This window comes from Serratia marcescens, assembly GCF_029846115.1.
Taxonomy (GTDB): domain Bacteria; phylum Pseudomonadota; class Gammaproteobacteria; order Enterobacterales; family Enterobacteriaceae; genus Serratia; species Serratia marcescens_L.
Genome location: NZ_JARVZZ010000001.1, coordinates 317,666 through 342,559 on the forward strand (window position 1 = coordinate 317,666; position 24,894 = coordinate 342,559).

Sequence of the window (24,894 nt, forward strand, 5' to 3'; positions counted from 1 at the left end):
GCAAACGCCGAAGTGTGGCAAAGATTGCACTTCAGAGTGGCATTCCGGGGCGGTAGCGCCGCTTTTCATCCAGCGCGCTGCCCTGCCCGCCGTATTGCTGCAGATAAGCGCCCACCGCCTGCATGCCGCGCCAGCGGTTTTCACACCACAGTGGCGCCAGCAGCGTGGGCCGACGGGCGCTGGCGGACAGGCGGTGATACACCACCTCGCCCGGCGTGTGGCGGATCATTTCCCCGGCGCTGGCGGCGTAGTCTTCCAGCACCAGTTCGGACAAACGCCCGGCTCGCCACGCGCGGGCCAGGGTACTGCCGGTAACGACGTGCAGCGGATGCAGCTTGATGCCATCCACGCCGGACTCCACCACCCGCTGCAACGTGAGCAGATGATCGCGCTGGGTCTCGCCCGGCAACCCAACGATCAGATGGCAGCACACCTTCAGCCCGCGCTGCCGAGCCCGTTGCGCGGTCTGCTGATAGCAGCGGAAATCATGGCCGCGGTTGATGCGTTTGAGCGTTTTATCGTGCGCCGTCTGCAGCCCCAGCTCCAGCCACACTTCGTAACCCTGTTCGCGATATCCCGTCAGCAGATCCAATGCGGCGGGCGGCACGCAATCCGGCCGGGTGCCGACGCACAGGCCGACCATCTCGCTCTGTGCCAACGCCTGCCGATACATCGACGCCAGTAGTTCGACCTCCGCATAGGTGCTGGTATAGGCCTGGAAATAGGCCAGATAGCGCTGCGCCCGGTCGACCCGCGCGGCCTGCCGCGCCAGCTGTTCGGCGATACTTTGCCGCTGCATCGCCTCATCGGCGAATGAAGCGACGTTGCAAAACGTACAGCCGCCGCGCCCCAACGTGCCGTCGCGGTTAGGGCAGCTGAATCCGCCGTGCAGCGTGAGTTTATGGATCTTTTCGCCATAGCGGCGCTGGAGATCTGCGCCAAACATATTGACTAATTGCGGCAACTGCATAATCTTGGTGATTCTCTGTGTTCAAAGCCGCGATGCTAATAAGAAACGGCTTTTCCCGCGATGACAGAGATCAACGCTTTCCCCGCAAGGCGCCACCAGGCATAACTATTCACCATAAACGCAAATCAATTCACTATAATTCTGATGAATTATTCTAATCGTCGCGCAACCGTTAACGGCAATATGACAATGCGGTGAAAAACAGTGACAAACATCAACAAAGAAATATCTTATAGAATAAAATTCTGCCATTAACCCCCGCACTAGCATGGTGCAGAGATTAAGGGGTTGCACTATAGTGAGACAGCTCACACTTCTGTGGGGATCGGCGTTGCCCCACGATAGTGCAAAAACGCATTAAACACCTTATCTTTCAAATAAATAAACATCATCAATTCGATAAGAATCTATCTTAAGCCCACATTTGACCTGCGAATTCTTTCTCGCTAAGTTGGAAGTCCGCTGGAAGCTTTCTGGACGGGCAAACGTCTCGTCATATTTATGCAGTAATTGAAGACTCCCTCTTAAAACAAGTCCTATACCACTTGTGAGACCGTCACGAGAGGCCATTGATGGAGGGCGGAAAAGCAGATTGGCGGGGTTAACTTGCTGATTGGACTTCTGCCTGAAATTGGGAAGCCCCCTCGCAGTAGGTTGTGAGAGTCACGCAGAGCCTGGGGAGGTTCACGATATGTTGTACGATAAATCCCAAGAGAGGGACAACTGTGGTTTCGGCCTGATCGCCCACATAGAAGGCGAACCTAGCCACAAGGTGGTGCGTACCGCCATTCACGCGCTGGCCCGCATGCAGCACCGCGGCGCGATCCTGGCCGACGGCAAGACCGGCGACGGCTGTGGCCTGTTGCTGCAAAAACCCGATCGCTTCTTCCGCATGGTGGCGGAAGAGCGCGGCTGGCGTTTGGCCAAGAACTACGCCGTCGGCATGATGTTCCTCAGCCAGAATGAAGAGGAAGCGCGCCTCAGCCGCCGCATCGTGGAAGAAGAGCTACAAAACGAAACGCTGTCGATCGTCGGCTGGCGTGAAGTGCCGACCAACCCGGACGTGCTGGGTGAAATCGCCCTCTCCTCCCTGCCGCGCATCGAGCAAATCTTCGTTAACGCCCCGGCCGGCTGGCGCCCGCGCGATATGGAACGCCGCCTGTTCGTGGCGCGCCGCCGCATCGAGAAACGCGTGCAGGACAACAGCTTCTACGTCTGCAGCTTCTCCAACCTGGTGACGATCTATAAAGGCCTGTGCATGCCTGCGGATCTGCCGCGCTTCTATCTCGATCTGGCGGACCTGCGCCTGGAATCGGCCATTTGCCTGTTCCACCAGCGCTTCTCCACCAACACCGTGCCGCGCTGGCCGCTAGCGCAGCCGTTCCGCTACCTGGCGCACAACGGCGAAATCAACACCATCACCGGCAACCGCCAGTGGGCGCGTGCCCGTACCTACAAATTCCAAACGCCGCTGATCCCGGATCTGCAAGCCGCCGCGCCGTTCGTCAACGAAACCGGCTCCGACTCCAGCTCGCTGGACAACATGCTGGAACTGTTGCTGGCGGGCGGGATGGATCTCATCCGCGCCATGCGCCTGCTGGTGCCACCGGCCTGGCAGAACAACCCGGACATGGACGGCGATCTGCGCGCCTTCTTCGACTTCAACTCGATGCACATGGAGCCGTGGGACGGCCCAGCCGGCATCGTGATGTCCGACGGCCGCTACGCCGCCTGTAACCTCGATCGCAACGGCCTGCGCCCGGCGCGCTATGTCATCACCAAAGACAAGCTGATCACCTGCGCCTCCGAAGTCGGCATCTGGGATTACCAGCCGGACGAAGTGGTGGAAAAAGGCCGCGTCGGCCCCGGCGAGCTGATGGTGATCGACACCCGCAGCGGCCGCATCCTGCACTCGGCGGAAACCGACAACGATCTGAAAAGCCGCCACCCGTATAAAGAGTGGATGGAGAAAAACGTCAAACGTCTGGTGCCGTTCGAAGATCTGCCGGACGATCAGGTCGGCAGCCGCGAGCTCGACGACGCGCAGCTCGAGACCTATCAGAAACAGTTCGGCTACAGCAGCGAAGAACTGGATCAGGTGATCCGCGTACTGGGCGAGATTGGCCAGGAAGCCACCGGTTCGATGGGCGACGATACCCCATTTGCCGTGCTCTCCAGCCGGCCGCGCATCGTTTACGACTATTTCCGCCAGCAGTTCGCGCAGGTCACCAACCCGCCGATCGATCCGCTGCGCGAAGCGCACGTCATGTCGCTGGCCACCAGTATCGGCCGTGAAATGAACGTGTTCTGCGAAGCCGAAGGCCAGGCGCACCGCCTGAGCTTCAAATCGCCGATCCTGCTGTACTCCGATTTCAAACAGCTCACCACGCTGGAAGGCGAATACTATCGCGCCGAGACGCTCGATCTGACCTTCGATCCGCAGCAGCAGGATCTGGAGCAGACCATTCGCGCCCTGTGCGACGAAGCGGAACGCAAGGTGCGCGAAGGCGCGGTGCTGTTGGTGTTGTCCGACCGCGCTATCACGCCCGGCCGCCTGCCGGTACCCGCCCCGATGGCCGTTGGCGCCGTGCAAACCCGCCTGGTGGAGAAAAGCCTGCGCTGCGACGCCAACCTGATCGTTGAAACCGCCAGCGCCCGCGATCCGCACCACTTCGCCGTGCTGCTCGGCTTCGGTGCGACCGCCATCTACCCGTATCTGGCCTATGAAACCCTGGCCAAGCTGGTGGACAGCCAGGCGATCGACAAGAAATACCGCGACGTGATGCTGAACTACCGCAACGGCATCAACAAAGGCCTGTATAAGATCATGTCCAAAATGGGCATCTCGACCATCGCCTCTTACCGCTGCTCCAAGCTGTTCGAAGCGGTCGGCCTGCATCGCGATCTGGCGGATCTGTGCTTCCAGGGCGTGGTCAGCCGCATCGGCGGCGCCAGCTTCAGCGATTTCCAGCAGGATCTGCAGAACCTTTCCAAGCGCGCCTGGCTGAAACGCAAACCGCTGGAGCAAGGCGGCCTGCTGAAGTTCGTGCACGGCGGCGAATACCACGCCTACAACCCGGACGTGGTGAACTCGCTGCAAAAAGCGGTGCACAGCGGGGAATACAGCGACTATCAGGCCTACGCCAAGCTGGTGAACGAGCGGCCGGTCGCCATGCTGCGCGATCTGCTGGCCATCACGCCGAAAGGCGAACCGATCCCGGTCGATCAGGTTGAACCGGCGGAGTCGCTGTTCAAACGCTTCGATACCGCGGCGATGTCGATCGGCGCACTGAGCCCGGAAGCGCACGAGTCGCTGGCGATCGCCATGAACGGCCTCGGCGGCTTCTCCAACTCCGGCGAAGGCGGCGAAGATCCGGCGCGCTACCGCACCAACAAGGTGTCGCGCATCAAACAGGTGGCCTCCGGCCGCTTCGGCGTGACGCCGGCCTATCTGGTGAACGCCGACGTGATCCAGATTAAGGTGGCGCAGGGCGCCAAGCCGGGCGAAGGCGGCCAGTTGCCGGGCGATAAAGTCACTCCGTACATCGCCAGACTGCGTTACTCGGTGCCGGGCGTGACCCTGATCTCCCCGCCGCCGCACCACGACATCTACTCGATCGAAGATCTGGCGCAGCTGATCTTCGACCTGAAGCAGGTCAACCCGAAAGCGGTGATCTCGGTGAAACTGGTGTCCGAGCCGGGCGTCGGCACCATCGCCACCGGCGTGGCGAAAGCCTATGCCGACCTGATCACCATCGCCGGTTACGACGGCGGCACCGGCGCCAGCCCGCTGTCCTCGGTGAAATACGCCGGCTGTCCGTGGGAACTGGGCCTGGTGGAAACCCAGCAGGCGCTGGTGGCCAACGGCCTGCGCCACAAGATCCGCCTGCAGGTGGACGGTGGCCTGAAAACCGGCGTGGACATCGTCAAGGCGGCGATCCTGGGCGCGGAAAGCTTCGGCTTCGGCACCGGGCCGATGGTGGCGCTGGGCTGTAAATACCTGCGCATCTGCCATCTCAACAACTGCGCGACCGGCGTTGCGACTCAGGACGACAAGCTGCGCCGCGATCACTACCACGGCCTGCCGGAACGCGTGACGAATTACTTCCAGTTTATCGCGCGTGAAACCCGCGAGATCATGGCGCAGCTGGGCGTGAGCCAACTGGTGGATCTGATCGGCCGCACCGAGTTCCTGACCGAGCTGGACGGCATCTCCGCCAAGCAGAACAAGCTGGATCTGTCGCCGCTGCTGAAAACCGCCACGCCGCATTCGGGCAAAGCGGTGTACTGCACCGAAAGCAGCAACCCGGCGTTCGACAAGGGCCTGTTGAACAAAGAGCTGCTGGCTCAGGCGCAGCCGTATATCGAAGCGAAGCAGGGTAAAACCTTCTACTTCGACATTCGCAACACAGACCGCTCCGTAGGCGCCATGCTGTCCGGCGCTATCGCCGACGTGCACGGCGATCAGGGTATGGCAGCCGATCCGATCAAGGCGCACTTCTCCGGCACCGCCGGGCAGAGCTTCGGCGTCTGGAACGCCGGCGGCGTCGAGCTGACCCTGACCGGCGACGCCAACGACTATGTCGGCAAAGGCATGGCCGGCGGCAGCATCGCGGTGCGTCCGCCGATCGGCTCCGCCTTCCGCAGCCATGAAGCCAGCATCGTCGGCAACACCTGCCTGTACGGTGCCACCGGCGGCAAGCTGTTCGCCGCCGGCCGCGCGGGCGAACGCTTCGCGGTGCGCAACTCCGGCGCTATCACCGTGGTGGAAGGCATCGGCGACAACGGCTGCGAATACATGACCGGCGGCATCGTCTGCGTGCTGGGTAAAACCGGCATCAACTTCGGTGCCGGCATGACTGGTGGCTTCGCCTACGTGCTGGACGAAGACGGCGAGTTCCGCAAGCGCGTGAACCCGGAACTGGTGGAAGTGCTGGATGTCGATCAGTTGGCGATCCACGAGGAGCACCTGCGCGGCCTGATCACCGAACACGTGCAGGCGACCGGCTCTTCCCGCGCGGAAGAGATCCTGGCCAACTGGCCGGAGTGGGCGCCGAAGTTCGCCCTGGTCAAACCGAAGTCCAGCGATGTCAAAGCGCTGTTGGGTCACCGTAGCCGTTCCGCAGCCGAGCTGCGGGTGCAGGCGCAGTAAGAGGTAGGTCATTAATGAGCCAGAACGTTTATCAATTTATCGACCTGCAGCGTGTTGATCCGCCAAAGAAACCGCTGAAGATCCGCAAAATCGAGTTCGTCGAGATCTACGAACCGTTTTCGGAAACCCAGGCCAAGGCCCAGGCTGACCGCTGTCTGTCCTGCGGCAACCCGTATTGCGAGTGGAAGTGCCCGGTGCACAACTACATCCCGAACTGGCTGAAGCTGGCCAACGAAGGCCGCATCATGGAAGCGGCGGACCTGGCGCATCAGACCAACAGCCTGCCGGAAGTGTGCGGCCGCGTGTGCCCGCAGGATCGCCTGTGCGAAGGCTCCTGCACCCTGAACGACGAGTTCGGCGCGGTCACCATCGGCAATATCGAGCGCTACATCAGCGATAAGGCCATCGAAATGGGCTGGAAGCCGGACATGTCGCACGTGCAGCCGACCGGCAAGCGCGTGGCGATCGTCGGTGCCGGCCCTGCCGGGCTGGCCTGCGCCGACGTGCTGACCCGCAACGGCGTCAAAGCGGTGGTGTATGACCGTCATCCCGAGATCGGCGGCCTGCTGACCTTCGGTATCCCGGCCTTCAAGCTGGAAAAGGAAGTGATGGTCAAACGCCGCGGCATTTTCAGCGAGATGGGCATCGAGTTCCAGCTGAACACCGAAGTGGGCAAAGACGTCAGCATGGAGACCTTGCTGAGCGAGTACGATGCGGTGTTTCTCGGCGTCGGCACCTATCAGTCGATGCGCGGTGGCCTGGAGAACGAGGAGGCGCAGGGCGTGTACGACGCGCTGCCGTTCCTGATCGCCAACACCAAACAGCTGATGGGGTATGAAACCGAGCAGCACGAGCCTTACGTCAGCATGGAGGGCAAGCGCGTGGTGGTGCTGGGCGGTGGCGATACCGCCATGGACTGCGTGCGTACCTCGGTGCGCCAGGGCGCGACGCAGGTCATCTGCGCCTACCGCCGCGACGAAGCCAACATGCCGGGCTCCAAGCGCGAAGTGAAGAACGCCCGGGAAGAAGGCGTAGACTTCCAGTTCAACCTGCAGCCGCTGAGCATCGAACTGAACAGCGCCGGCCGCGTGGCCGGGGTGAAAATGGTACGCACTCAGCTGGGTGCGCCGGATGCCAACGGCCGTCAGGCGGCGGAGCAGGTGCCGGGTTCCGAACACGTGATCGACGCCGACGCGGTGGTGATGGCGTTCGGCTTCCGCCCGCACCGCATGGACTGGCTGGCGGCGCACGACGTGCAGCTCGATAAACAGGGCCGCATCCTGGCACCGGAAGGCAGCGACAACGCGTTCCAGACCAGTAACCCGAAAATCTTCGCCGGTGGCGACGCGGTGCGCGGCTCAGACCTGGTGGTGACAGCGATCGCCGAAGGCCGCAAGGCGGCAGACGGCATCATGAACTACCTGGAAGTGTAAACCTTCCGTACCGCCAAAGGCCCGGCACGTTGCCGGGCCTCTGTTTTAGCCTGCCACGCTTTGTAACAACCTCCCCTCTCCTCACCGTCTCAACGCGCTATAGTATTGAGTTAGCACCATTGCGGGGCGCGGCTGCGCCTGACACCGAGATAAGGATAGCGAACATGAAATGCTCCATTTCCCTGTTGGCCGGCGCACTGCTGGCCGTCAGTTTCAGCACTTCGGCCATGGCGCTGGATTCGCAGGAGGTCGGTTACAATATCGAAGCACGCGGCGCGCGGCCGGTCGTGGCTCAGTTAGGCAAGGCCGGGCAGTTCAACGCCGTGGAAAACAGCATCAGGCTGGGGGACGACAGCTGGATTGCCCTGGCGCCCAAGCTGGCCGGCGGCGGCAATGCCGGCTTTACCGCCGGCATCAAATCGGCCCTCTCCGCCGCCCTGATCTACAATCCGGCGGCGGTGTTGCAGGCGCTCAACAAAGGCAACGATCTGCCGCTCAATGACATTTGCACCGCGCCGCCGGAAGTGCAAGGCGACACCGCCATCACCAGTTTCCGCCAGCGCGCAACCCACGCCTTGTCCACCGTGCGCGTTGGCGATCTCAGCGCGCCGCGCGATGCCTGCATTGCCGCTTTGAAAGGCTGATCCGCCTCTGCCGGGCAAAAAAAAAGCACCCCCAGGGGTGCTTTTTCGTTTGTTCGCGCGGGGTTATTTCACCACGCGCAGCGCCGGGCGGCCACCGCGCGGCGGCTGTGGCGGCTCATCGTCCGGGCCGTTATCTTCCGCGGTATCCGGGCGATCGCCGTCGATCACCGACATCAGGGTTTCCGAAGGGATCGTCTCATTATCCAGACCTTCGAACACGCCTTCACTTTCGTCGTAGGCGGCTTCCGGTTCGAACATCGTGCCGGCGCCGTTTTCACGCGCATAGATCGCCAGCACGGCGGCCATCGGCACCGAAACCTGACGCGGCACGCCGCCGAAACGTGCGTTAAACTGCACGTCTTCGTTGCCCAACGCCAGGTTGCCTACCGCGCGCGGCGCGATATTCAGCACGATCTGGCCGTCACGCGCGAACTCCATCGGCACCTGCACGTCCGGGCGAGTCACGTCGACCACCAGGTGCGGCGTCAGCTGGTTATCCAGCAGCCAGTCGTAGAACGCCCGCAGCAGATACGGGCGACGCGGCGTCATCTGAGACATGTCCATCGCGCTTAGCCCCGGGTTTGCAGGCGCATTTCACGCTCGGCTTCGGTCAAGGAAGCCAGGAAAGCGTCGCGTTCGAAGACGCGGGTCATGTAGCCCTTCAGCTCTTTGGAACCGGCGCCGCTCAATTCGATGCCCAGCTGCGACAGACGCCACAGCAGCGGTGCCAGGTAGCAATCCACCAGACTGAACTCTTCGCTCATGAAATACGGCGTCTGACCGAAGATAGGCGCGATCGCCAACAGCTCCTCACGCAGCTGGCGACGGGCGGATTCCGCTTCCTGACCGCTGCTCTTCTCGATCTTGTCCATCAGCGAGTACCAGTTCTTCTCGATGCGCAGCATCATCAGACGGCTCTCGCCACGGGCAACCGGGTAAACCGGCATCAGCGGCGGGTGCGGGAAACGCTCATCCAGGTATTCCATGATGATGCGGGATTCATACAGGGTCAGTTCGCGATCGACCAGCGTAGGCACCGTCTGGTAGGGGTTGAGGTCAATCAGATCTTGCGGCAGGTTATCCATTTCGACCTGCTCGATCTCGACGCTGACACCTTTCTCCGCCAGTACGATACGTACTTGATGGCTAAAAATGTCGGTCGGGCCAGAGAACAGCGTCATTACCGAACGTTTGTTGGCAGCGACAGCCATGAAAACCTCCAAGTTATCTAGAAAATACTGCGAATAGCCAACTGACAGGCTGCTATCCTGAATAATCTTGCCGCAGGCCGGCAGCACGCAGCGCGACCCGAGCCCATGAAAAACCGGCTCAGGAGGTCAACTGCACGGCGAACAGGCGCAAAAGTGGGTGATAGTTTACCAGATTTTGCTTGTTTTGTGGGGGCGGTGCGGCGAATTCATGTTGAATTGTCTGATATGCCACAGATTTTAGTCGGGGACGGCGGATTTCAGGCATAAAAAAACCCGGTGAAGCACCGGGTTTTTTGCGTAAATCGCACTGCCGAGGCAGCGAAAATTAACGCTTGGAGAACTGCGGACGACGACGTGCTTTACGCAGGCCGACTTTCTTACGTTCAACCTGACGAGCGTCACGGGTGACGAAGCCAGCTTTACGCAGTTCAGAACGCAGAGTCTCATCGTACTCCATCAGTGCACGGGTGATACCGTGACGGATAGCGCCAGCTTGACCGGAGATACCACCACCTTTAACGGTGATGTACAGGTCCAGTTTGCCAACCATGTCGACCAGCTCCAGCGGCTGACGAACTACCATGCGGGCAGTTTCGCGACCGAAGTACTGTTCCAGGCTGCGCTGGTTGATAACGATGTTACCGTTGCCCGGCTTGATGAAGACGCGAGCGGCGGAGCTTTTGCGGCGACCAGTGCCGTAGTATTGATTTTCAGCCATTGCCATTAATCCCGATTAAATGTCCAGAACTTGCGGTTGCTGTGCCGCGTGATTGTGCTCGGTGCCCGCGTAAACTTTCAGTTTACGGAACATAGCACGACCCAGCGGGCCCTTTGGCAGCATGCCTTTAACCGCGATTTCAATCACGCGCTCAGGACGGCGGGCAATCATCTCTTCAAAGGTCGCTTGCTTGATACCACCGATGTGGCCGGTGTGGTGGTAGTACACTTTGTCTGTACGCTTGTTGCCGGTTACAGCAACTTTGTCAGCGTTCAGAACGATGATGTAATCACCGGTATCCACGTGCGGGGTGTATTCCGCTTTATGCTTGCCGCGCAGGCGACGAGCCAGTTCAGTAGCGAGACGGCCTAAAGTTTTACCATCTGCATCAACAACGTACCAGTCGCGTTTTACGGTTTCTGGTTTAGCTGTAAAAGTTTTCATTAGAAAGCTTACCCAATAATTAGTTACACGTTGGTGAACACCCAAACGCTCGAAAACAGTTGAGGCTCACACGACCATACAAGTCCAGCAAACCTACCCCTTCGAATAGCCATTGCCGGCACTATAAAGTTTTTGGGAAAAAAAACTTTGTTGTAACGTGGGGTCGCAAGATTATAGAGAAGTCGCTCACAAAGATCGAACGGTTTTTGAATGGAAAATAAATTTATCGCCGGCGGCAGGCAACCGGCGATAGGCCCGGCGGACTCAGGGCAGATGCGGCAGCTTAAGGTACTCTTCGCTCTGCATTTCCTGCAGGCGAGACAGGCAGCGCTGGTACTCGAACTTCAGCCGCTCCCCCTGGTAGATCTCGAACATCGACGCCTCGGCGCCGATCACCAGCTTGACGTGTCGCTCGTAGAATTCGTCCACCAGCGCCAGGAAGCGGCGCGCAGTATTCTCTTTCAACGGCCCCATCACCTGCACATTATACAGGATCACGCTGTGATACAGCCGCGACAGCGCAATGTAGTCCAGTTGGCTGCGCGCCTCTTCGCACAGCGTGTGGAAATCCACCGCCAGCACGCCGTCCACCGAACGGATCGCCTGCAGCGGCCGATGGTTGATCTGCAGCACCGGCGCGTCCTCCCCCGCCTTGCCCGCCAGCTTGACGAACATCCGATCCAGGGTCTCGCGCGTCTGGTCGCTCAGCGGCGTCAGGTAGAGGTGCGCCTGGGTCAGGGTACGCAGACGATAGTCGATACCGGCGTCGACGTTCATCACGTCGCAGTACTCATTGATCAGATCGATAGCCGGCAGGAAACGCGCCCGCTGCAGGCCGTTGCGGTACAGATCGTCCGGCGGGATGTTCGACGTGGCCACCAGCGTGATACCACGCGCGAACAGCGCCTGCAGCAGCGTGGCCAGCAGCATGGCGTCGGTGATGTCGGACACGAAGAATTCGTCGAAGCACAACACATCGGTCTCGGCCTTGAAGCCGTCGGCAACGATGTCCAGCGGGTTTTCCCGCCCCTGCAACTCGGTCAGCTCTTCATGCACTCGCAACATGAAGCGGTGAAAGTGCAGGCGCATTTTGCGATCGCCCGGCAGGCTGTGGAAGAACATGTCCATCAACCAGGTTTTGCCGCGCCCAACGCCGCCCCACATATACAGCCCCTGCACCGGACGCTGCGGCGCCGTTTCGCCGCCCTTGCCCAGCAAACGGCTGAGCTTGCCGCGCAGCCCGCCGGCCGGCGCGCTCGCCGCGGGCTTTTGCAGCAGGGCCTGATAAATGCGATCCAGTTGAGTCATGGCCCGACGTTGAACCTCATCGGCCTGATATTCCCCCGCGTCCAGCGCCTGCTGGTAGCGAGATAACGGTGATAGTGCCTGCATCTGTTCGATGTTCCCTAAGAACGCTTAGAAATTATTTAGCCAACGTTGGCGGCAAGTTGATGCCGATTCGCACCGTTATCGCCACAAATGCCCGCTGCGGGCGCCGCTGAAAACCCTGTAAAAATTAGGTGGAAGCGCATCAGGATTCCACTCGGACAAGGTTAACGGTTATAGTGGATATTATTAAGTGAAAAATCCCTGCGGAACAACGAAGTCAAAATAGGAGTCATCATGACCTGGGAGTATGCGCTGATTGGTTTGGTCGTCGGTATCGTGATTGGTGCGGTGGCGATGCGTTTTGGCAACCGTAAATTACGTCAACAACAAGTCCTGCAGAACGAGCTGGACAAGAGCAAAACCGAGCTGGAAGAGTACCGTCAGGAGCTGGTCGGCCACTTTGCCCGCAGCGCCGAGCTGCTGGACAACATGGCTCGCGACTATCGCCAGCTGTATCAGCACATGGCGAAAAGCTCCAACAACCTGCTGCCGGATCTGCCGATGCAGGAGAACCCGTTCCGCTATCGCCTGACCGAAGCGGAAGCAGACAACGATCAGGCGCCGGTGGAAATGCCGCGCGACTATTCGGAAGGCGCCTCCGGCCTGCTGCGCGGCCAAAGCGCGCGCCGCGACTGATATCCCTTCTTCGCCCGCGGGGCCACCCGCGGGTTTATTCCCCCTTTGTGCCTTATTGACCTTCCTTCGCATTACCTTTACTGAACTTTGCACGCAAATTCACGGTCTTACCCTTCACTATGACAAGGTGATTGCCTTATCATCAAATTTTCATCGGCAGGTATTGAGAGAGTTATCATCAATGAAGAAAAAGTCTTTAATTCTTAGTGCATTGGCAATGAGCCTCGGCCTGGCGCTCAGCGCTGTACCGGTGGCCAACGCGGCCCTGCCCGTCGCTGTTCAGGGGCAGCCGCTGCCGAGCCTGGCGCCGATGCTGGAAAAAGTCTTGCCCGCCGTAGTGAGCGTGCATGTCGCAGGCACCCAGGTGCAGCGTCAACAGCTGCCGGAAGAGTTCAGACGCTTCTTCGGCCCCAATTTCCCCGGCCAGCAGCAGAGCTCCCGCCCGTTTGAAGGGCTGGGTTCCGGCGTCATCATCGACGCTGCCAAAGGCTACGTGCTGACCAACAACCACGTCATCAACAACGCCGATAAAATCCGCGTGCAGTTGAACGACGGCCGTGAACTGGACGCCAAGCTGGTCGGCCGCGATGAGCAATCCGACATCGCTCTGCTGCAGCTCAGCGACACCAAAAACCTGACCGCCATCAAGATGGCCGATTCCGACCAGCTGCGCGTCGGCGACTTCGCCGTGGCGGTCGGCAACCCGTTTGGCCTGGGCCAAACCGCCACTTCAGGCATCATCTCGGCGCTGGGCCGCACCGGCCTGAATCTGGAGGGGCTGGAAAACTTCATTCAGACCGACGCCTCGATCAACCGCGGCAACTCCGGCGGCGCATTGGTTAACCTGAACGGCGAACTGATCGGTATCAATACCGCCATTTTGGCGCCGAGCGGCGGCAACGTCGGCATCGGCTTCGCCATTCCGAGCAATATGGCGCAGAACCTGAGCCAGCAGCTGATTGAATTCGGCGAAGTGAAACGCGGTCTGCTTGGCATCAAGGGCAGTGAAATGACCCCGGACATGGCCAAAGCCTTCAACACCGACGCGCAGCGCGGCGCCTTCGTCAGCGAAGTGCTGCCGAAATCCGCCGCCGCCAAGGCCGGCATCAAAGCCGGGGATATTCTGGTTTCCGTCGACGGCAAGCCGGTGAACAGCTTCGCCGAGCTGCGCGCCAAAGTCGGCACCACTGCACCGGGCAAAACCCTCAAAGTGGGCCTGCTGCGCGATGGCAAACCGCAGGAAGTCTCGGTCACGCTGGACAACAGCGAGAGCGCCTCGACCAACGCCGAAACGCTGTCGCCGGCGCTGCAGGGGGTTTCCCTCAGCAATGGCGCACTGCCGACTGGCGACAAGGGCGTGAAGGTGGAGAACGTGGATAAAGGCTCGACGGCGGCACAGATCGGCTTGCAAAAAGGCGACGTGATCATCGGCGTCAACCGCCAGCGCGTGGACAGCATCACCGCGCTGCGCAAGGTGCTGGAAACCAAACCACCGGTGATGGCGCTCAATATCGTGCGCGGTAACGAAACCATTTATCTGCTGCTGCGTTAATTTGTGCAAAAACCGGGCTCGGTGACATACTGCGCCCGGTTAACTCATGCTATCCTCCGAACATCGTTCACCACACCACGAAAACTCCATGTTTGCTAAGCTCTTGCGTTCCGTCGTTATCGGTCTCATCGTTGCCGGCCTGCTGTTGGTCGCCCTGCCCATGCTGCGCTCTTCCAACGGCCTGTTTGCAGAGAAAACCGAGAATACCAGCGACGAAACACCGGTGAGCTACAACAAGGCGGTGCGCCGCGCCGCACCCGCCGTGGTGAACATCTACAACCGCAACCTGAACGGCGCCACCAACGTGCTGTCGCTCGGTTCCGGCGTGATCATGAACGAGCGCGGTTATATCATCACCAACCGCCACGTGATCAAAGACGCCCAGCAGATCACCGTGGTGTTGCAGGATGGCCGCCGCTACGAAGCGCTGCTGGTCGGCTCCGACGGCCTGACCGATTTGGCGGTGCTGAAGATCGATCCCGGCAACCTGCCGGTGATCCCGACCAACAAAAACCGCGTTGCCCACGTCGGCGACGTAGTGCTGGCGATCGGCAACCCGTATAACCTGGGGCAAACCGTGACTCAGGGTATCCTCAGCGCCACCGGGCGAATCAGTATGAGCACCACCGGCCGGCAAACATTCCTGCAGACCGACGCCTCAATCAACCGCGGCAACTCCGGCGGCGCGCTGGTCAACTCGCTGGGCGAGCTGATCGGTATCAATACCCTGACCTATGACAAAATCACCGATGGCGAAACGCCGGAAGGCCTCGGCTTCGCCATTCCGATCGAACTGGCCACCAAAATCATGGACAAGCTGATCCGCGACGGCCGCGTGATCCGCGGCTATTTCGGTATTCAGGGCAAGGAGATTATTCCACTGCGCTCGTCCAACTCCGGCATCGATCGCCTGCAGGGCATCATCGTGACCGAAATTACGCCGAACGGCCCGGCGAGCAGCGCCGGTTTCCAGATCAACGACATCATCATCAACGTGGATAACAAACCGGCGGTGTCCGTGCTGGAGACCATGGACCAGGTGGCGGAGATCAGGCCGGGCACCGAGATACCGGTCATCGTGCTGCGCGACGGCAAGCGTATTACATTGAAAATGACGGTGGGTGAATTCCCGGAAGACAGCAATTAAAAAAAGGGCCGGCATTGATAGCCGGCCCTTTGATTTTCATCCTGCCGACGCAGCCGCGCCGGCGCGAATCACTTACTCGCCTTTCACGCGCTCGATGTTCGCACCCAGCGCGCGCAGCTTGTCTTCAATACGCTCATAGCCACGATCGATGTGGTAGATGCGATCGACGACGGTCACGCCGTCGGCGATGCAGCCGGCGATCACCAGGCTGGCGGAAGCACGCAGATCGGTCGCCATTACCTGAGCGCCGGACAGCTGCTCAACGCCATGGCAGATTACGGTGTTGCTCTCGATTTCCGCGTGCGCGCCCATGCGGATCAGTTCCGGGACGTGCATGAAGCGGTTTTCGAAGATGGTCTCGGTGATGACGCCGGTGCCTTCCGCCACCAGGTTCAGCAGGCTGAACTGGGCCTGCATGTCGGTCGGGAAGCCCGGGTGCGGCGCGGTGCGCACGGTGACCGCTTTCGGGCGTTTGCCGTGCATGTCCAGGCTGATCCAGTCTTCGCCCACTTCGATATCGGCACCGGCTTCGCGCAGCTTGGCCAACACCGCATCCAGCGTATCCGGACGGGTGTTGCGGCACATCACTTTGCCACCGGAAACTGCGGCGGCGATCAGGAAGGTGCCGGTCTCGATGCGGTCAGGCAGCACGCGATACACGCCGCCGCCCAGACGCTCGACACCCTCGATGGTGATTTTGTCGCTGCCGGCGCCGCTGATCTTCGCGCCCAGCGTATTGAGGAAGTTGGCGGTATCGACAATTTCCGGCTCACGCGCGGCGTTCTCGATAACGGTGGTGCCAGTCGCCAGAGTCGCGGCGCTCATGATGGTTACGGTCGCGCCCACGCTCACCTTGTCCATGACGATGTGCGCGCCCTTCAGGCGGCCCTCGACGGACGCCTTGACGTAACCTTCTTCCAGCTTGATCTCGGCACCCAGCTGCTCCAGGCCGGTGATGTGCAGATCGACCGGACGCGCGCCGATCGCGCAGCCGCCCGGCAGGGAAACCTGGCCGCGGCCGAAACGCGCCACCAGCGGCCCCAGCGCCCAGATGGATGCGCGCATGGTTTTCACCAGATCGTAAGGGGCACAGAACTCGTTCACGCCGCTGGCGTCCACGAAGACCGAACCGTTGCGCTCAATCTTGGTACCCAACTGGTTGAGTAGTTTAATGGTGGTGTCAATGTCCTTCAGCTTGGGGACATTCTGCAGCTCGACCGGCTCTTCCGCCAACAGGGCGGCGAACAGGATCGGCAGGGCGGCGTTTTTGGCCCCGGAAATAGACACTTCACCGCTCAGGCGGGTCCGACCCTGCACACGAAATTTATCCATCTGACTACTCTCTGTTATCTAATCTGAAGCTGCCCGCCCGGCAGGGCAAACAGCCTTAAAATCCGTTGAGTTTGCGGTCTCGCTGCCACTCTTCAGGGGTGTACGCCTTGATAGACAAGGCATGAATGCGGTTGTCCGCAATGTATTCCATCAGCGGTGCGTAAACCGTCTGCTGTTTTTTGACGCGGCTCATGCCGGCGAACAGTTCACCGACCACAATCGCTTGAAAATGACTGCCGTCGCCCGTCACATGTGCTTCATCCAGTGCCAATGCCTGCATCAGCACGTCTTTAATCTCGTTGGTTTCCATAGTATCCAGTTCTGCCGCTAAAGGATCATAAACAGCCTAGTATCTTAGTGGAATACGATGTTTTCTTAAACTAAAGAAAAAGCCCCTGCATAACAGGGGCTTTGTATCGTTTTACCACGCAAGGGCGTCGTGAAACGCCGCTAACCGGCGGTATCGACAGGCATTATCGCCTGCAGGTTGTAGAGCGCGATCAGCGTTTTCAGGCGCTCGGTGGCACCGAAAATTTTCAACGCTACGCCGCGCTCGCGCTGCTCTTCCTGCAAATGCAGCAACAGCGCCAGCCCGGCGGAGTCCACGCGCTGCAGTTGCGCCACGTCGATCGCGGTTTTATCCGCCATCAACGCGTCGCGCTGCCGCCACAGCGGCTGCAGCGTTTCCCGGTCCAGTTCACCGCGCAGGATCAGCGTCTGCTGCTCTGATTCGAAGCTGAGCGCTGCCGACATCAGTTTTTCTTGTCCAGCGTGATAGGCTGCGCGGCGGCGGCCTGCAGCTGTTTGGTCAGGCCGTCGATGCCCTGAGTACGCAGCGTAGACGCCCACTCATTCTGCTTGGTGGTGATCATGCTGACGCCTTCGGCGATCATGTCATACGCCTGCCAGTAGCCGGTTTTGCTGTTCTTGCGCCATTGGAAATCCAGACGCACCGGCGGGCGGCCACCGTTGTCGATGATGGTGACGCGAATGGCCACGATGTCGGCATTGCCCAGCGGCTGTTCAGGCGCGATCTGATAAGTTTGGCCGTGGTACATCGCCAGCGCCTGGCCGTAAGCCTGCTCCAGGTAAGACTGGAAGGCGGTGAAGTAGGCTTCGCGCTGCGCAGGCGTCGCCTCTTTATAGTAACGCCCCAGCACCAGCGCGCCGGCGTATTTCACCTGCACGAACGGCATCAGTTCCTGGTGGACGATGGAGCGCAGGTAGTTCGGGTCCTGCTTGATCTTCGGCTGTTCGTTTTTCAAACGGCTGAAGGTCTTCTGCGCCGCGTCTTGCATCATGCTGTAAGGATTGGTTTGGTCGGCTGCGCTCGCCAGCGGTGCAACCACCAGCAGAGCCACCATCAGTAAACGTTTAAACATGCAGGTATCCTCTCTTAATGATTTGGAACAGCGGGTTGCGGTGTGGCGCCGGCAGCCGGCTCAGCGGCCGCGTCTCCCGGTTTGGCGCTGTCCTGACCGCCGCTTTTATACAGGAACTGGCCGATCAGGTCTTCCAGAACCATGGCTGATTTGGTGTCCTGAATGGTGCCGCCGTCTTTCAGGATGGTGGTGCCCATATCAGGATCTTCGAAGCCCACGTTAAGCGCCAGATATTGCTCGCCCAGCAGGCCGGAGGTGCGGATCGCCAGCGAGCTGGTATCCGGGATTTGGTCGTACTTTTTCTGGATATCCAGCGCCACGCGTGGCGTGTAGGTTTTCGAATCGAGTTCGATGTCCGCTACGCGGCCGATCACCACGCCGCCAATTTTCACCGGCGAACGCGGCTTCAGGCCGCCGATGTTGTCGAACGTCGCGTAAATGCGGTAGGTCGGCTCGCTGCCGATCGATTTAAGGTTCGCCACCTGCAGGCAGATAAACACGATGGCGCACAGCGCAATCAGCATAAATGCCCCAACCCAGATTTCACTCTTCTTCGTTTGCATCGAATCAATTCCCAAACATCAGTGCTGTCAGCACGAAATCCAATCCCAACACCGCCAGTGACGAATGCACCACGGTACGCGTCGTCGCCCGGCTAATCCCTTCAGAGGTAGGCACGGCGTCGTACCCGTTGAAAATGGCAATCCAGGTTACGGTAATGGCGAATACCACGCTTTTGATCAGGCAGTTGAGCAGATCTTTTTTCCACTCTACGGCGCCCTGCATCGCCGACCAGAAGAAGCCGCTGTCGATGCCCTTCCAGTCCACGCCGACCACCGAGCCGCCCCAAATGCCGATCGCCACGAAAATGATGGTCAACAGCGGCATGCTGATGAGCCCCGCCCAGAAGCGCGGCGCCACGATGCGCCGCAGCGGATCGACCGCCATCATTTCCAGGCTGGAGATCTGTTCCGTCGCCTTCATCAGGCCGATTTCCGCCGTGAGCGCGGAACCGGCGCGGCCGGCGAACAGCAGCGCCGTCACCACCGGCCCCAGTTCACGCAGCAGCGACAGCGCCACCATCATGCCGAGGCTGGCCTCGGCGCTGTAGGTGGTGAGCACGATATAGCCCTGCAGGCCCAGCACCATACCGATGAACAGCCCGGAGACCATGATGATCAGCAGCGACTGCACGCCGACGCTGTAGAGCTGTTTCAACAACAGCGGCCACTGCTTGCCGGGTTCCGGCCGGCCAATCAACGCGTTGAACAGCATCAACCCGGCGCGGCCGAAGCTGGCGCTGGTGTTGATGCCACTGCGCCCCAAGGACGCTAACGCTCTTAATAACATGAGCTTATTTACTCCCTAAGCCTAGCAGTTCGGTCTGATAATCCCCGGCCGGATAGCGGAACGGCACCGGCCCATCCGCTATACCATCCAGGAACTGGCGCACGCGCGCATCAGGATTGTTCTGCAATTGCTGCGTGGTGCCTTCGGCGATCACCCGGTGATCGGCCACGATGTAGGCGTAGTCGGCGATGCTCAGCACCTCCGGCACGTCGTGCGACACCACGATGCAGGTAATGCCCAGCGCATGGTTCAGCTCGTCGATCAGCTTGACCAACACCCCCATGGTGATCGGATCCTGGCCGACGAAGGGTTCGTCGAACATGATCATCTCCGGGTCCAGCGCGATCGCGCGCGCCAACGCCGCCCGGCGCGCCATGCCGCCGGAAAGCTCATTGGGCATCAGTTGGGCCGCGCCGCGCAGCCCCACCGCTTCCAGCTTCATCAGCACCGTGCTGCGCAACAAAGGCTCCGGCAGGTTGCTGTGCTCGCGCAGCGGGTAGGCCACGTTTTCGAATACGGTCAAATCGGTAAACAGCGCGCCCGACTGGAACAGCATGCTCATCTTTTTGCGCGCGTCGTATAACTGACGGCGGGACAACGCGGGAATGTTGTCGCCGTCGAACCAAATCTCCCCGCTGTCCGGCGCCAACTGGCCGCCGATCAGGCGCAGCAGCGTGGTTTTGCCGATGCCCGATGGCCCCATGATCGCCGTGACCTTACCGCGAGGCACCGTCAGGTTGATGTCTTCAAATATCCGTCGGTCGCCGCGCGAGAAGCTCATGTCGCGCACTTCGACCAAATTATCTGCCTTTTGGAGCATGTTAATGGACCCTTTACGACTCATCTTTTGCTGAATCTACCCGTGATGTTAAAGCAATGGGCGCAATCCGTCTCATCTTTACAAAAACTTACTGCCATTTCGCAACCAATGGTGCCATTGGTTTTACTTTTCCGCGCCACCCGGTCAAAATTGGCGCCATAACGAAAAAAAACGAAACTGTTCAACTATTAGCCGGGAAAAACCGTTGCTGCGGCTCAAACGCGCGCAACGGAGGGCAAGCAATACCGCCGCATTGACGGCTTTAACCAACGAACCGGGATAATACCCGACAAAGGACCCTGCATGTTTCTCGCGATAGCATTATTAATCGTTGGTTTATTTCTACTGGTGTATGGTGCAGACCGCTTAGTTTATGGTGCTGCCGTGATTTCCCGCTCGCTCGGCGTACCGCCGTTGATCATCGGCATGACCATCGTCGGCATCGGCACTTCGCTGCCGGAGCTGATCGTGTCCACCACCGCCGCGCTGAACGGGCAGATAGATATGGCCGTTGGCAACGTATTAGGGTCCAACATCACCAACATCTTATTGATCCTGGGGGTGGCGGCGCTGATTCACCCGCTGGCCGCGCGCTCCGAGATACTGCGCCGCGAACTGCCGCTGATGTTAGCGGTCACAGTATTGTGCGGTTTCGTGTTGATGGATGGCACCCTGAGCAGGCTGGACGGCGTGCTGCTGCTGGCCGCCGCCGCCGGCTTCATCCTGCTGATGCTGAAAATCGCCCGGCTGGCGCAGCGCGAGGGCAGCGACAGCCTGACCATGGAGCAGATAGCCGAACTGCCGCAGGACAGCAGCAACACCGTGGCGGTGCTGTGGCTGGTGCTGGCGTTTATCATTCTGCCGCTCTCTTCCAGAATGGTGGTCGATAACGCGACGGTGATTGCGCACTATTTCGGCCTGAGCGAACTGGTGGTCGGTTTGACCATTATCGCCATCGGCACCAGCCTGCCCGAACTGGCCACCTCCATCGCCGGAGCGCTGAAGGGCGAGGATGATATGGCGATTGGTAATATCATCGGCTCCAATATTTTCAACACGGTGATCGTGCTGGGCGTCCCCGCCCTGCTGTCGCCGGGTAGCGTGGACGCCGCCGCCTTCCAGCGCGATTACTGGGTGATGCTGGCGGCCAGCGTGCTGCTTAGCGTGCTGTGCATTGGCCGCAAACACCGCATCGGCCACCTGGCGGGCGCGCTGTTATTATGCGGCTTTATTGCGTATCTTGCGGTGCTGTTCTTTAACCCTTTCAGTACTTTCGGCTAAACCGACGGGAATGAGTATGTCGAACATTGAGTTGCAACCGGGCTTCGATTTTCAGCAGGCCGGCAAAGAAGTGCTTCAGATAGAGCGTGAAGGGCTGGCTCAGCTCGACAGCTACATCAACGCAGACTTCACCCGCGCCTGCGAAACGATCGCCGCCTGCGGCGGCAAAGTGGTGGTGATGGGCATGGGCAAATCCGGCCATATCGGCTGCAAGATCGCCGCGACCTTCGCCAGCACCGGCACCCCCTCATTCTTCGTTCACCCGGCGGAAGCCAGCCATGGCGATTTGGGCATGGTCACCCCGCAGGACATCGTGCTCGCCATCTCCAACTCCGGCGAGTCCAGCGAGATCCTGGCGCTGATCCCGGTATTGAAACGCCAACAGATCACCCTCATCTGTATGACCAATAATCCGGAAAGCTCGATGGGCAAGGCGGCGGATATCCACCTGTGCATCAAGGTGCCGCAGGAAGCCTGCCCGCTGGGGCTGGCGCCGACCACCAGCACCACCGCCACGCTGGTGATGGGCGATGCGCTGGCCGTCGCGCTGCTGAAAGCGCGCGGTTTCACGCCGGAAGATTTCGCGCTGTCGCATCCGGGCGGCGCACTCGGCCGCAAACTGCTGCTGCGGGTTAGCGATATCATGCACAGCGGCGACGAAATGCCCCACGTCAGCGCCGACGCTTCATTGCGCGACGCGCTGCTGGAAATCACCCGCAAAAATCTGGGCCTGACGGTTGTCTGCGACGATCTGATGAAAATCGCCGGCATCTTCACCGACGGCGACCTGCGCCGGGTCTTCGACATGGGTATCAACCTGCACGAGGCGAAGATCGCCGACGTCATGACGCCGGGCGGCGTGCGGGTGCGCCCCAACATCCTGGCGGTCGATGCATTGAACCTGATGCAACAACGCCACATCACCGCGCTGCTGGTTGCCGATGGCGACCAACTGCTGGGTGTGGTACATATGCATGACATGCTGCGCGCCGGCGTCGTTTAATTAAGGAATAGAACGGAATGGGTATGGTAGAAACCTGCTACGGGCCGGTAGAACAAGAGGTTATGGCGCGTGCCGGGAACATCCGCCTGTTGATTTGCGACGTTGACGGCGTGTTGTCGGACGGCCTGATCTTCATGGGCAACAACGGTGAAGAACTGAAGGCGTTCAACGTGCGCGACGGCTACGGCATCCGCTGCTTGAAAACCTCGGACATCGAGGTGGCGATCATCACCGGTCGCTCCGCCAAGCTGCTGGAAGACCGCGCGCAGACGCTCGGTATCACCCATCTTTATCAGGGGCAGTCCGATAAGCTTTTGGCCTTCCGCGAACTGTTGGATAAACTGTCGTTAACGGCGGATCAGGTCGCCTATATCGGCGATGACCTGATCGACTGGCCGGTGATGGCGCAGGTCGGCCTGGCGGTCGCGGTGGCGGACGCACATCCGCTGTTGACGCCGCGCGCCCACTACGTCACCCGCATTGCCGGCGGCCGCGGTGCAGTGCGCGAACTGTGCGACATCATTCTTTTGGCTCAAAATAAGCTGGAGGACGCCAAAGGGCTGTCGATATGAGTAAAACCAAACTGTGGATCACCATCCTGTTGACGGTGATCGTTCTGGCGCTGATCGGCTGGAACATGACGGACTTCAGCGACGACACGGCCCCTGGCCCGGTCAACGATAAGGATCCGACCTACCAGAGCCAGCACACGGTCACCGTGGTGTACAACCCGGCCGGCAAGCTGAATTACAAACTGGTGGCGGAAGACGCGAAGTATTACACCGCCGGCGAACTGAGCTGGTTCACCCAGCCGGTAATGACGCTGTTCGATGAGAATGCGGTGGCCACCTGGTCAGTTCGCGCCGATCGCGCCAAACTGACTAAAGACCGGATGCTGTATCTGTATGGTCACGTCGAGGTAAACAGCCTGACCACCACCTCGCAGCTGGAAAAAATTAAGACGGACAACGCTCAGGTAAACCTGGTCACCCAGGACGTCACCTCCGATGACGAAGTCACGCTTTACGGGACCAATTTTACCTCTAACGGCATGAAAATGCGTGGGAACCTGCGGACCAAAACCGCTGAGCTGATTGATAAGGTTAAGACCAACTATGAAATTCAGAACCAAAAACCAACTCCGTAACCTGTTGCTCGGCAGCTTAGTTTTGGCCGCCAGCGCCCCCGCTCTGGCGCTGAAATCCGACTCCAGCCAGCCGGTCAGCATCGACTCGCTCAAACAGTCGTTGGACATGCAGAGCAACGTCAGCACCTTCACCGACAACGTGGTGATCAAACAGGGCACCATCGATATTCGCGCCGACAAGGTGGTGGTCACCCGCCCGGGCGGAGATCAGAATAAGACCTATATTGAAGCGTTCGGCAACCCGGTAACCTTCTACCAGATGCAGGACAGCGGCAAGCCGGTCAAAGGCCACGCGCAGAAAGTGCGTTACGACGTGGCGACCCAGCTGGTGACCCTGACGGGCAACGCCTATCTGGAGCAGCTCGACAGCAACGTGAAAGGCGATCGCATCACCTATCTGGTGCAACAGCAGCAAATGCAGGCGTTTAGCGACAAAGGCAAACGCGTGACAACGGTTCTGGTACCGTCGCAGTTGCAAGACAAAAACGAGCAAAAAAAGAGTAACTAATCACTTATGGCAACACTCATCGCAGAAAACCTGGCGAAAGCCTACAAGGGCCGTAAAGTTGTCGAAGACGTCAGCCTGAAAGTGAAATCCGGCGAGATCGTCGGCCTGCTCGGGCCGAACGGCGCCGGTAAAACCACCACCTTCTACATGGTGGTCGGCATCGTGCCACGCGACGCCGGGCGCATCGTGATCGACGAAGAAGACATCAGCCTGCTGCCACTGCACGCCCGCGCGCGCCGCGGCATCGGCTATCTGCCGCAGGAAGCGTCGATCTTCCGCCGCCTGAGCGTGTACGACAACCTGATGGCGGTGCTGGAGATCCGTCCCGATCTCACCAGCGAACAGCGCGAAGACCGCGCCAAAGAGCTGATGGAAGAGTTCCACATCTCCCATCTGCGCGACAGCCTCGGCCAGGCGCTGTCCGGTGGTGAACGCCGCCGCGTCGAAATCGCCCGCGCGCTGGCGGCCAACCCGAAATTCATTCTGCTGGACGAACCCTTCGCCGGGGTGGATCCGATTTCCGTTATCGACATCAAAAAAATCATCGAGCACCTGCGTGACAGCGGCCTGGGCGTGCTGATCACCGACCACAACGTGCGCGAGACGCTGGACGTATGTGAGCGCGCCTACATCGTCAGCCAGGGCAAACTGATTGCCCACGGCACGCCGGATGCTATTCTGGCCGACGAGCAGGTAAAACGCGTTTATCTGGGCGAAGAGTTCCGCCTCTAAGCGCCGGCGCGCCCTGCGGGGCGACACCGTTAACGGAAGTAGA

Annotated in this window: 25 protein-coding genes; 12 read left to right on the plus strand and 13 right to left on the minus strand. The window is 59.9% G+C overall.

From position 1 onward, the window contains the following. Positions 1-31 precede the first annotated feature (31 nt). The gene (gene mnmL / locus QDT79_RS01475) at positions 32-970 is read right to left on the minus strand and encodes a tRNA modification radical SAM protein MnmL/YtqA (protein ID WP_063988610.1); all 939 of its coding nucleotides are present in this window, start codon (positions 968-970) and stop codon (positions 32-34) included. 691 nt (positions 971-1,661) lie between these two features. Between mnmL and gltB the strand changes: the two genes are divergently transcribed. The 3 genes from gltB (at position 1,662) to QDT79_RS01490 (ending at position 8,199) form a co-directional block, all read left to right on the plus strand. Next, complete coding sequence (gltB, locus tag QDT79_RS01480; RefSeq protein WP_063988609.1) at positions 1,662-6,122, plus strand: glutamate synthase large subunit; 4,461 nt, start codon at positions 1,662-1,664, stop codon at positions 6,120-6,122. A 14-nt stretch (positions 6,123-6,136) separates the two neighbouring features. Next, the gene (locus tag QDT79_RS01485; protein WP_063988608.1) at positions 6,137-7,555 is read left to right on the plus strand and encodes a glutamate synthase small subunit; all 1,419 of its coding nucleotides are present in this window, start codon (positions 6,137-6,139) and stop codon (positions 7,553-7,555) included. Between the two features lie 164 nt (positions 7,556-7,719). After that, on the plus strand, positions 7,720-8,199 hold the full coding sequence (locus QDT79_RS01490) for a hypothetical protein (RefSeq protein ID WP_107227084.1): 480 nt from the start codon (positions 7,720-7,722) through the stop codon (positions 8,197-8,199). 63 nt (positions 8,200-8,262) lie between these two features. Here QDT79_RS01490 and sspB read toward each other — a convergent pair whose 3' ends face one another. The 5 genes from sspB to zapE form a co-directional block, all read right to left on the minus strand. Beyond that, positions 8,263-8,763, minus strand: coding sequence for a ClpXP protease specificity-enhancing factor (sspB, locus tag QDT79_RS01495; protein ID WP_004937084.1), 501 nt, complete (start codon positions 8,761-8,763; stop codon positions 8,263-8,265). Positions 8,764-8,768: 5 nt separating this feature from the next. Then, on the minus strand, positions 8,769-9,410 hold the full coding sequence (gene sspA, locus QDT79_RS01500) for a stringent starvation protein SspA (RefSeq protein WP_063988752.1): 642 nt from the start codon (positions 9,408-9,410) through the stop codon (positions 8,769-8,771). Between the two features lie 325 nt (positions 9,411-9,735). After that, a complete protein-coding gene (gene rpsI / locus QDT79_RS01505; RefSeq protein WP_004937080.1) occupies positions 9,736-10,128 on the minus strand; it encodes a 30S ribosomal protein S9 in 393 nt (130 codons plus the stop codon). Positions 10,129-10,143: 15 nt separating this feature from the next. Continuing rightward, complete coding sequence (rplM, locus tag QDT79_RS01510) at positions 10,144-10,572, minus strand: 50S ribosomal protein L13 (protein ID WP_004937079.1); 429 nt, start codon at positions 10,570-10,572, stop codon at positions 10,144-10,146. A gap of 264 nt (positions 10,573-10,836) precedes the next feature. After that, the gene (gene zapE, locus QDT79_RS01515; protein ID WP_107227085.1) at positions 10,837-11,964 is read right to left on the minus strand and encodes a cell division protein ZapE; all 1,128 of its coding nucleotides are present in this window, start codon (positions 11,962-11,964) and stop codon (positions 10,837-10,839) included. Positions 11,965-12,195: 231 nt separating this feature from the next. On the opposite strand from zapE, the gene zapG reads away from it, so the two are divergent. From zapG to degS, 3 genes are all read left to right on the plus strand, one after another. Then, complete coding sequence (gene zapG / locus QDT79_RS01520; RefSeq protein WP_004937074.1) at positions 12,196-12,597, plus strand: Z-ring associated protein ZapG; 402 nt, start codon at positions 12,196-12,198, stop codon at positions 12,595-12,597. A 181-nt stretch (positions 12,598-12,778) separates the two neighbouring features. Then, complete coding sequence (gene degQ / locus QDT79_RS01525) at positions 12,779-14,149, plus strand: serine endoprotease DegQ (RefSeq protein WP_107227086.1); 1,371 nt, start codon at positions 12,779-12,781, stop codon at positions 14,147-14,149. Positions 14,150-14,237: 88 nt separating this feature from the next. Beyond that, a complete protein-coding gene (gene degS, locus QDT79_RS01530) occupies positions 14,238-15,296 on the plus strand; it encodes an outer membrane-stress sensor serine endopeptidase DegS (protein ID WP_063988603.1) in 1,059 nt (352 codons plus the stop codon). 72 nt (positions 15,297-15,368) lie between these two features. On the opposite strand, the gene murA is transcribed toward degS, so the two are convergent. The 7 genes from murA to mlaF all read right to left on the minus strand — a co-directional run bounded on the left by murA (position 15,369) and on the right by mlaF (position 20,180). Further along, entirely contained in the window at positions 15,369-16,628 is a 1,260-nt protein-coding gene (murA, locus tag QDT79_RS01535; protein WP_004937068.1) for a UDP-N-acetylglucosamine 1-carboxyvinyltransferase, read from the minus strand. 55 nt (positions 16,629-16,683) lie between these two features. Beyond that, positions 16,684-16,938, minus strand: a complete 255-nt coding sequence (gene ibaG, locus QDT79_RS01540) for a BolA family iron metabolism protein IbaG (protein WP_025304370.1) — start codon at positions 16,936-16,938, stop codon at positions 16,684-16,686. 140 nt (positions 16,939-17,078) lie between these two features. Further along, positions 17,079-17,381 carry a lipid asymmetry maintenance protein MlaB gene (gene mlaB / locus QDT79_RS01545; RefSeq protein WP_016930202.1) on the minus strand — a complete coding sequence of 101 codons (303 nt, stop codon included), beginning with the start codon at positions 17,379-17,381 and terminating at the stop codon, positions 17,079-17,081. Then, on the minus strand, positions 17,381-18,010 hold the full coding sequence (gene mlaC / locus QDT79_RS01550; RefSeq protein WP_063988602.1) for a phospholipid-binding protein MlaC: 630 nt from the start codon (positions 18,008-18,010) through the stop codon (positions 17,381-17,383). The genes mlaB and mlaC overlap by 1 nt, the downstream gene beginning before the upstream one ends. Positions 18,011-18,024: 14 nt before the next feature. Next, positions 18,025-18,573, minus strand: a complete 549-nt coding sequence (mlaD, locus tag QDT79_RS01555; protein WP_063988601.1) for an outer membrane lipid asymmetry maintenance protein MlaD — start codon at positions 18,571-18,573, stop codon at positions 18,025-18,027. A gap of 4 nt (positions 18,574-18,577) precedes the next feature. After that, on the minus strand, positions 18,578-19,360 hold the full coding sequence (gene mlaE, locus QDT79_RS01560; RefSeq protein WP_004937059.1) for a lipid asymmetry maintenance ABC transporter permease subunit MlaE: 783 nt from the start codon (positions 19,358-19,360) through the stop codon (positions 18,578-18,580). Positions 19,361-19,364: 4 nt separating this feature from the next. Next, positions 19,365-20,180: a phospholipid ABC transporter ATP-binding protein MlaF gene (gene mlaF, locus QDT79_RS01565; protein WP_028127533.1), complete on the minus strand. Its 816-nt coding sequence runs from the start codon at positions 20,178-20,180 to the stop codon at positions 19,365-19,367. A 303-nt stretch (positions 20,181-20,483) separates the two neighbouring features. Between mlaF and QDT79_RS01570 the strand changes: the two genes are divergently transcribed. Genes QDT79_RS01570 through lptB form a run of 6 tightly spaced genes read left to right on the plus strand, consistent with a single transcriptional unit; the run spans position 20,484 to position 24,851 of the window. Continuing rightward, a complete protein-coding gene (locus QDT79_RS01570) occupies positions 20,484-21,461 on the plus strand; it encodes a calcium/sodium antiporter (protein WP_025160120.1) in 978 nt (325 codons plus the stop codon). A gap of 16 nt (positions 21,462-21,477) precedes the next feature. Next, positions 21,478-22,464, plus strand: a complete 987-nt coding sequence (gene kdsD, locus QDT79_RS01575; protein ID WP_025304376.1) for an arabinose-5-phosphate isomerase KdsD — start codon at positions 21,478-21,480, stop codon at positions 22,462-22,464. A 17-nt stretch (positions 22,465-22,481) separates the two neighbouring features. Then, positions 22,482-23,036 (plus strand): 3-deoxy-manno-octulosonate-8-phosphatase KdsC, encoded by a 555-nt coding sequence (kdsC, locus tag QDT79_RS01580; protein ID WP_021505108.1) that lies wholly within the window; start codon positions 22,482-22,484, stop codon positions 23,034-23,036. Next, entirely contained in the window at positions 23,033-23,611 is a 579-nt protein-coding gene (gene lptC, locus QDT79_RS01585; protein ID WP_063988600.1) for an LPS export ABC transporter periplasmic protein LptC, read from the plus strand. Before kdsC ends, lptC begins: the two co-directional genes overlap by 4 nt. Then, positions 23,580-24,119 (plus strand): lipopolysaccharide ABC transporter substrate-binding protein LptA, encoded by a 540-nt coding sequence (gene lptA, locus QDT79_RS01590; RefSeq protein ID WP_004937045.1) that lies wholly within the window; start codon positions 23,580-23,582, stop codon positions 24,117-24,119. The genes lptC and lptA overlap by 32 nt, the downstream gene beginning before the upstream one ends. A 6-nt stretch (positions 24,120-24,125) precedes the next feature. After that, positions 24,126-24,851 carry an LPS export ABC transporter ATP-binding protein gene (gene lptB / locus QDT79_RS01595; protein WP_004937040.1) on the plus strand — a complete coding sequence of 242 codons (726 nt, stop codon included), beginning with the start codon at positions 24,126-24,128 and terminating at the stop codon, positions 24,849-24,851. Positions 24,852-24,894: the final 43 nt, after the last annotated feature.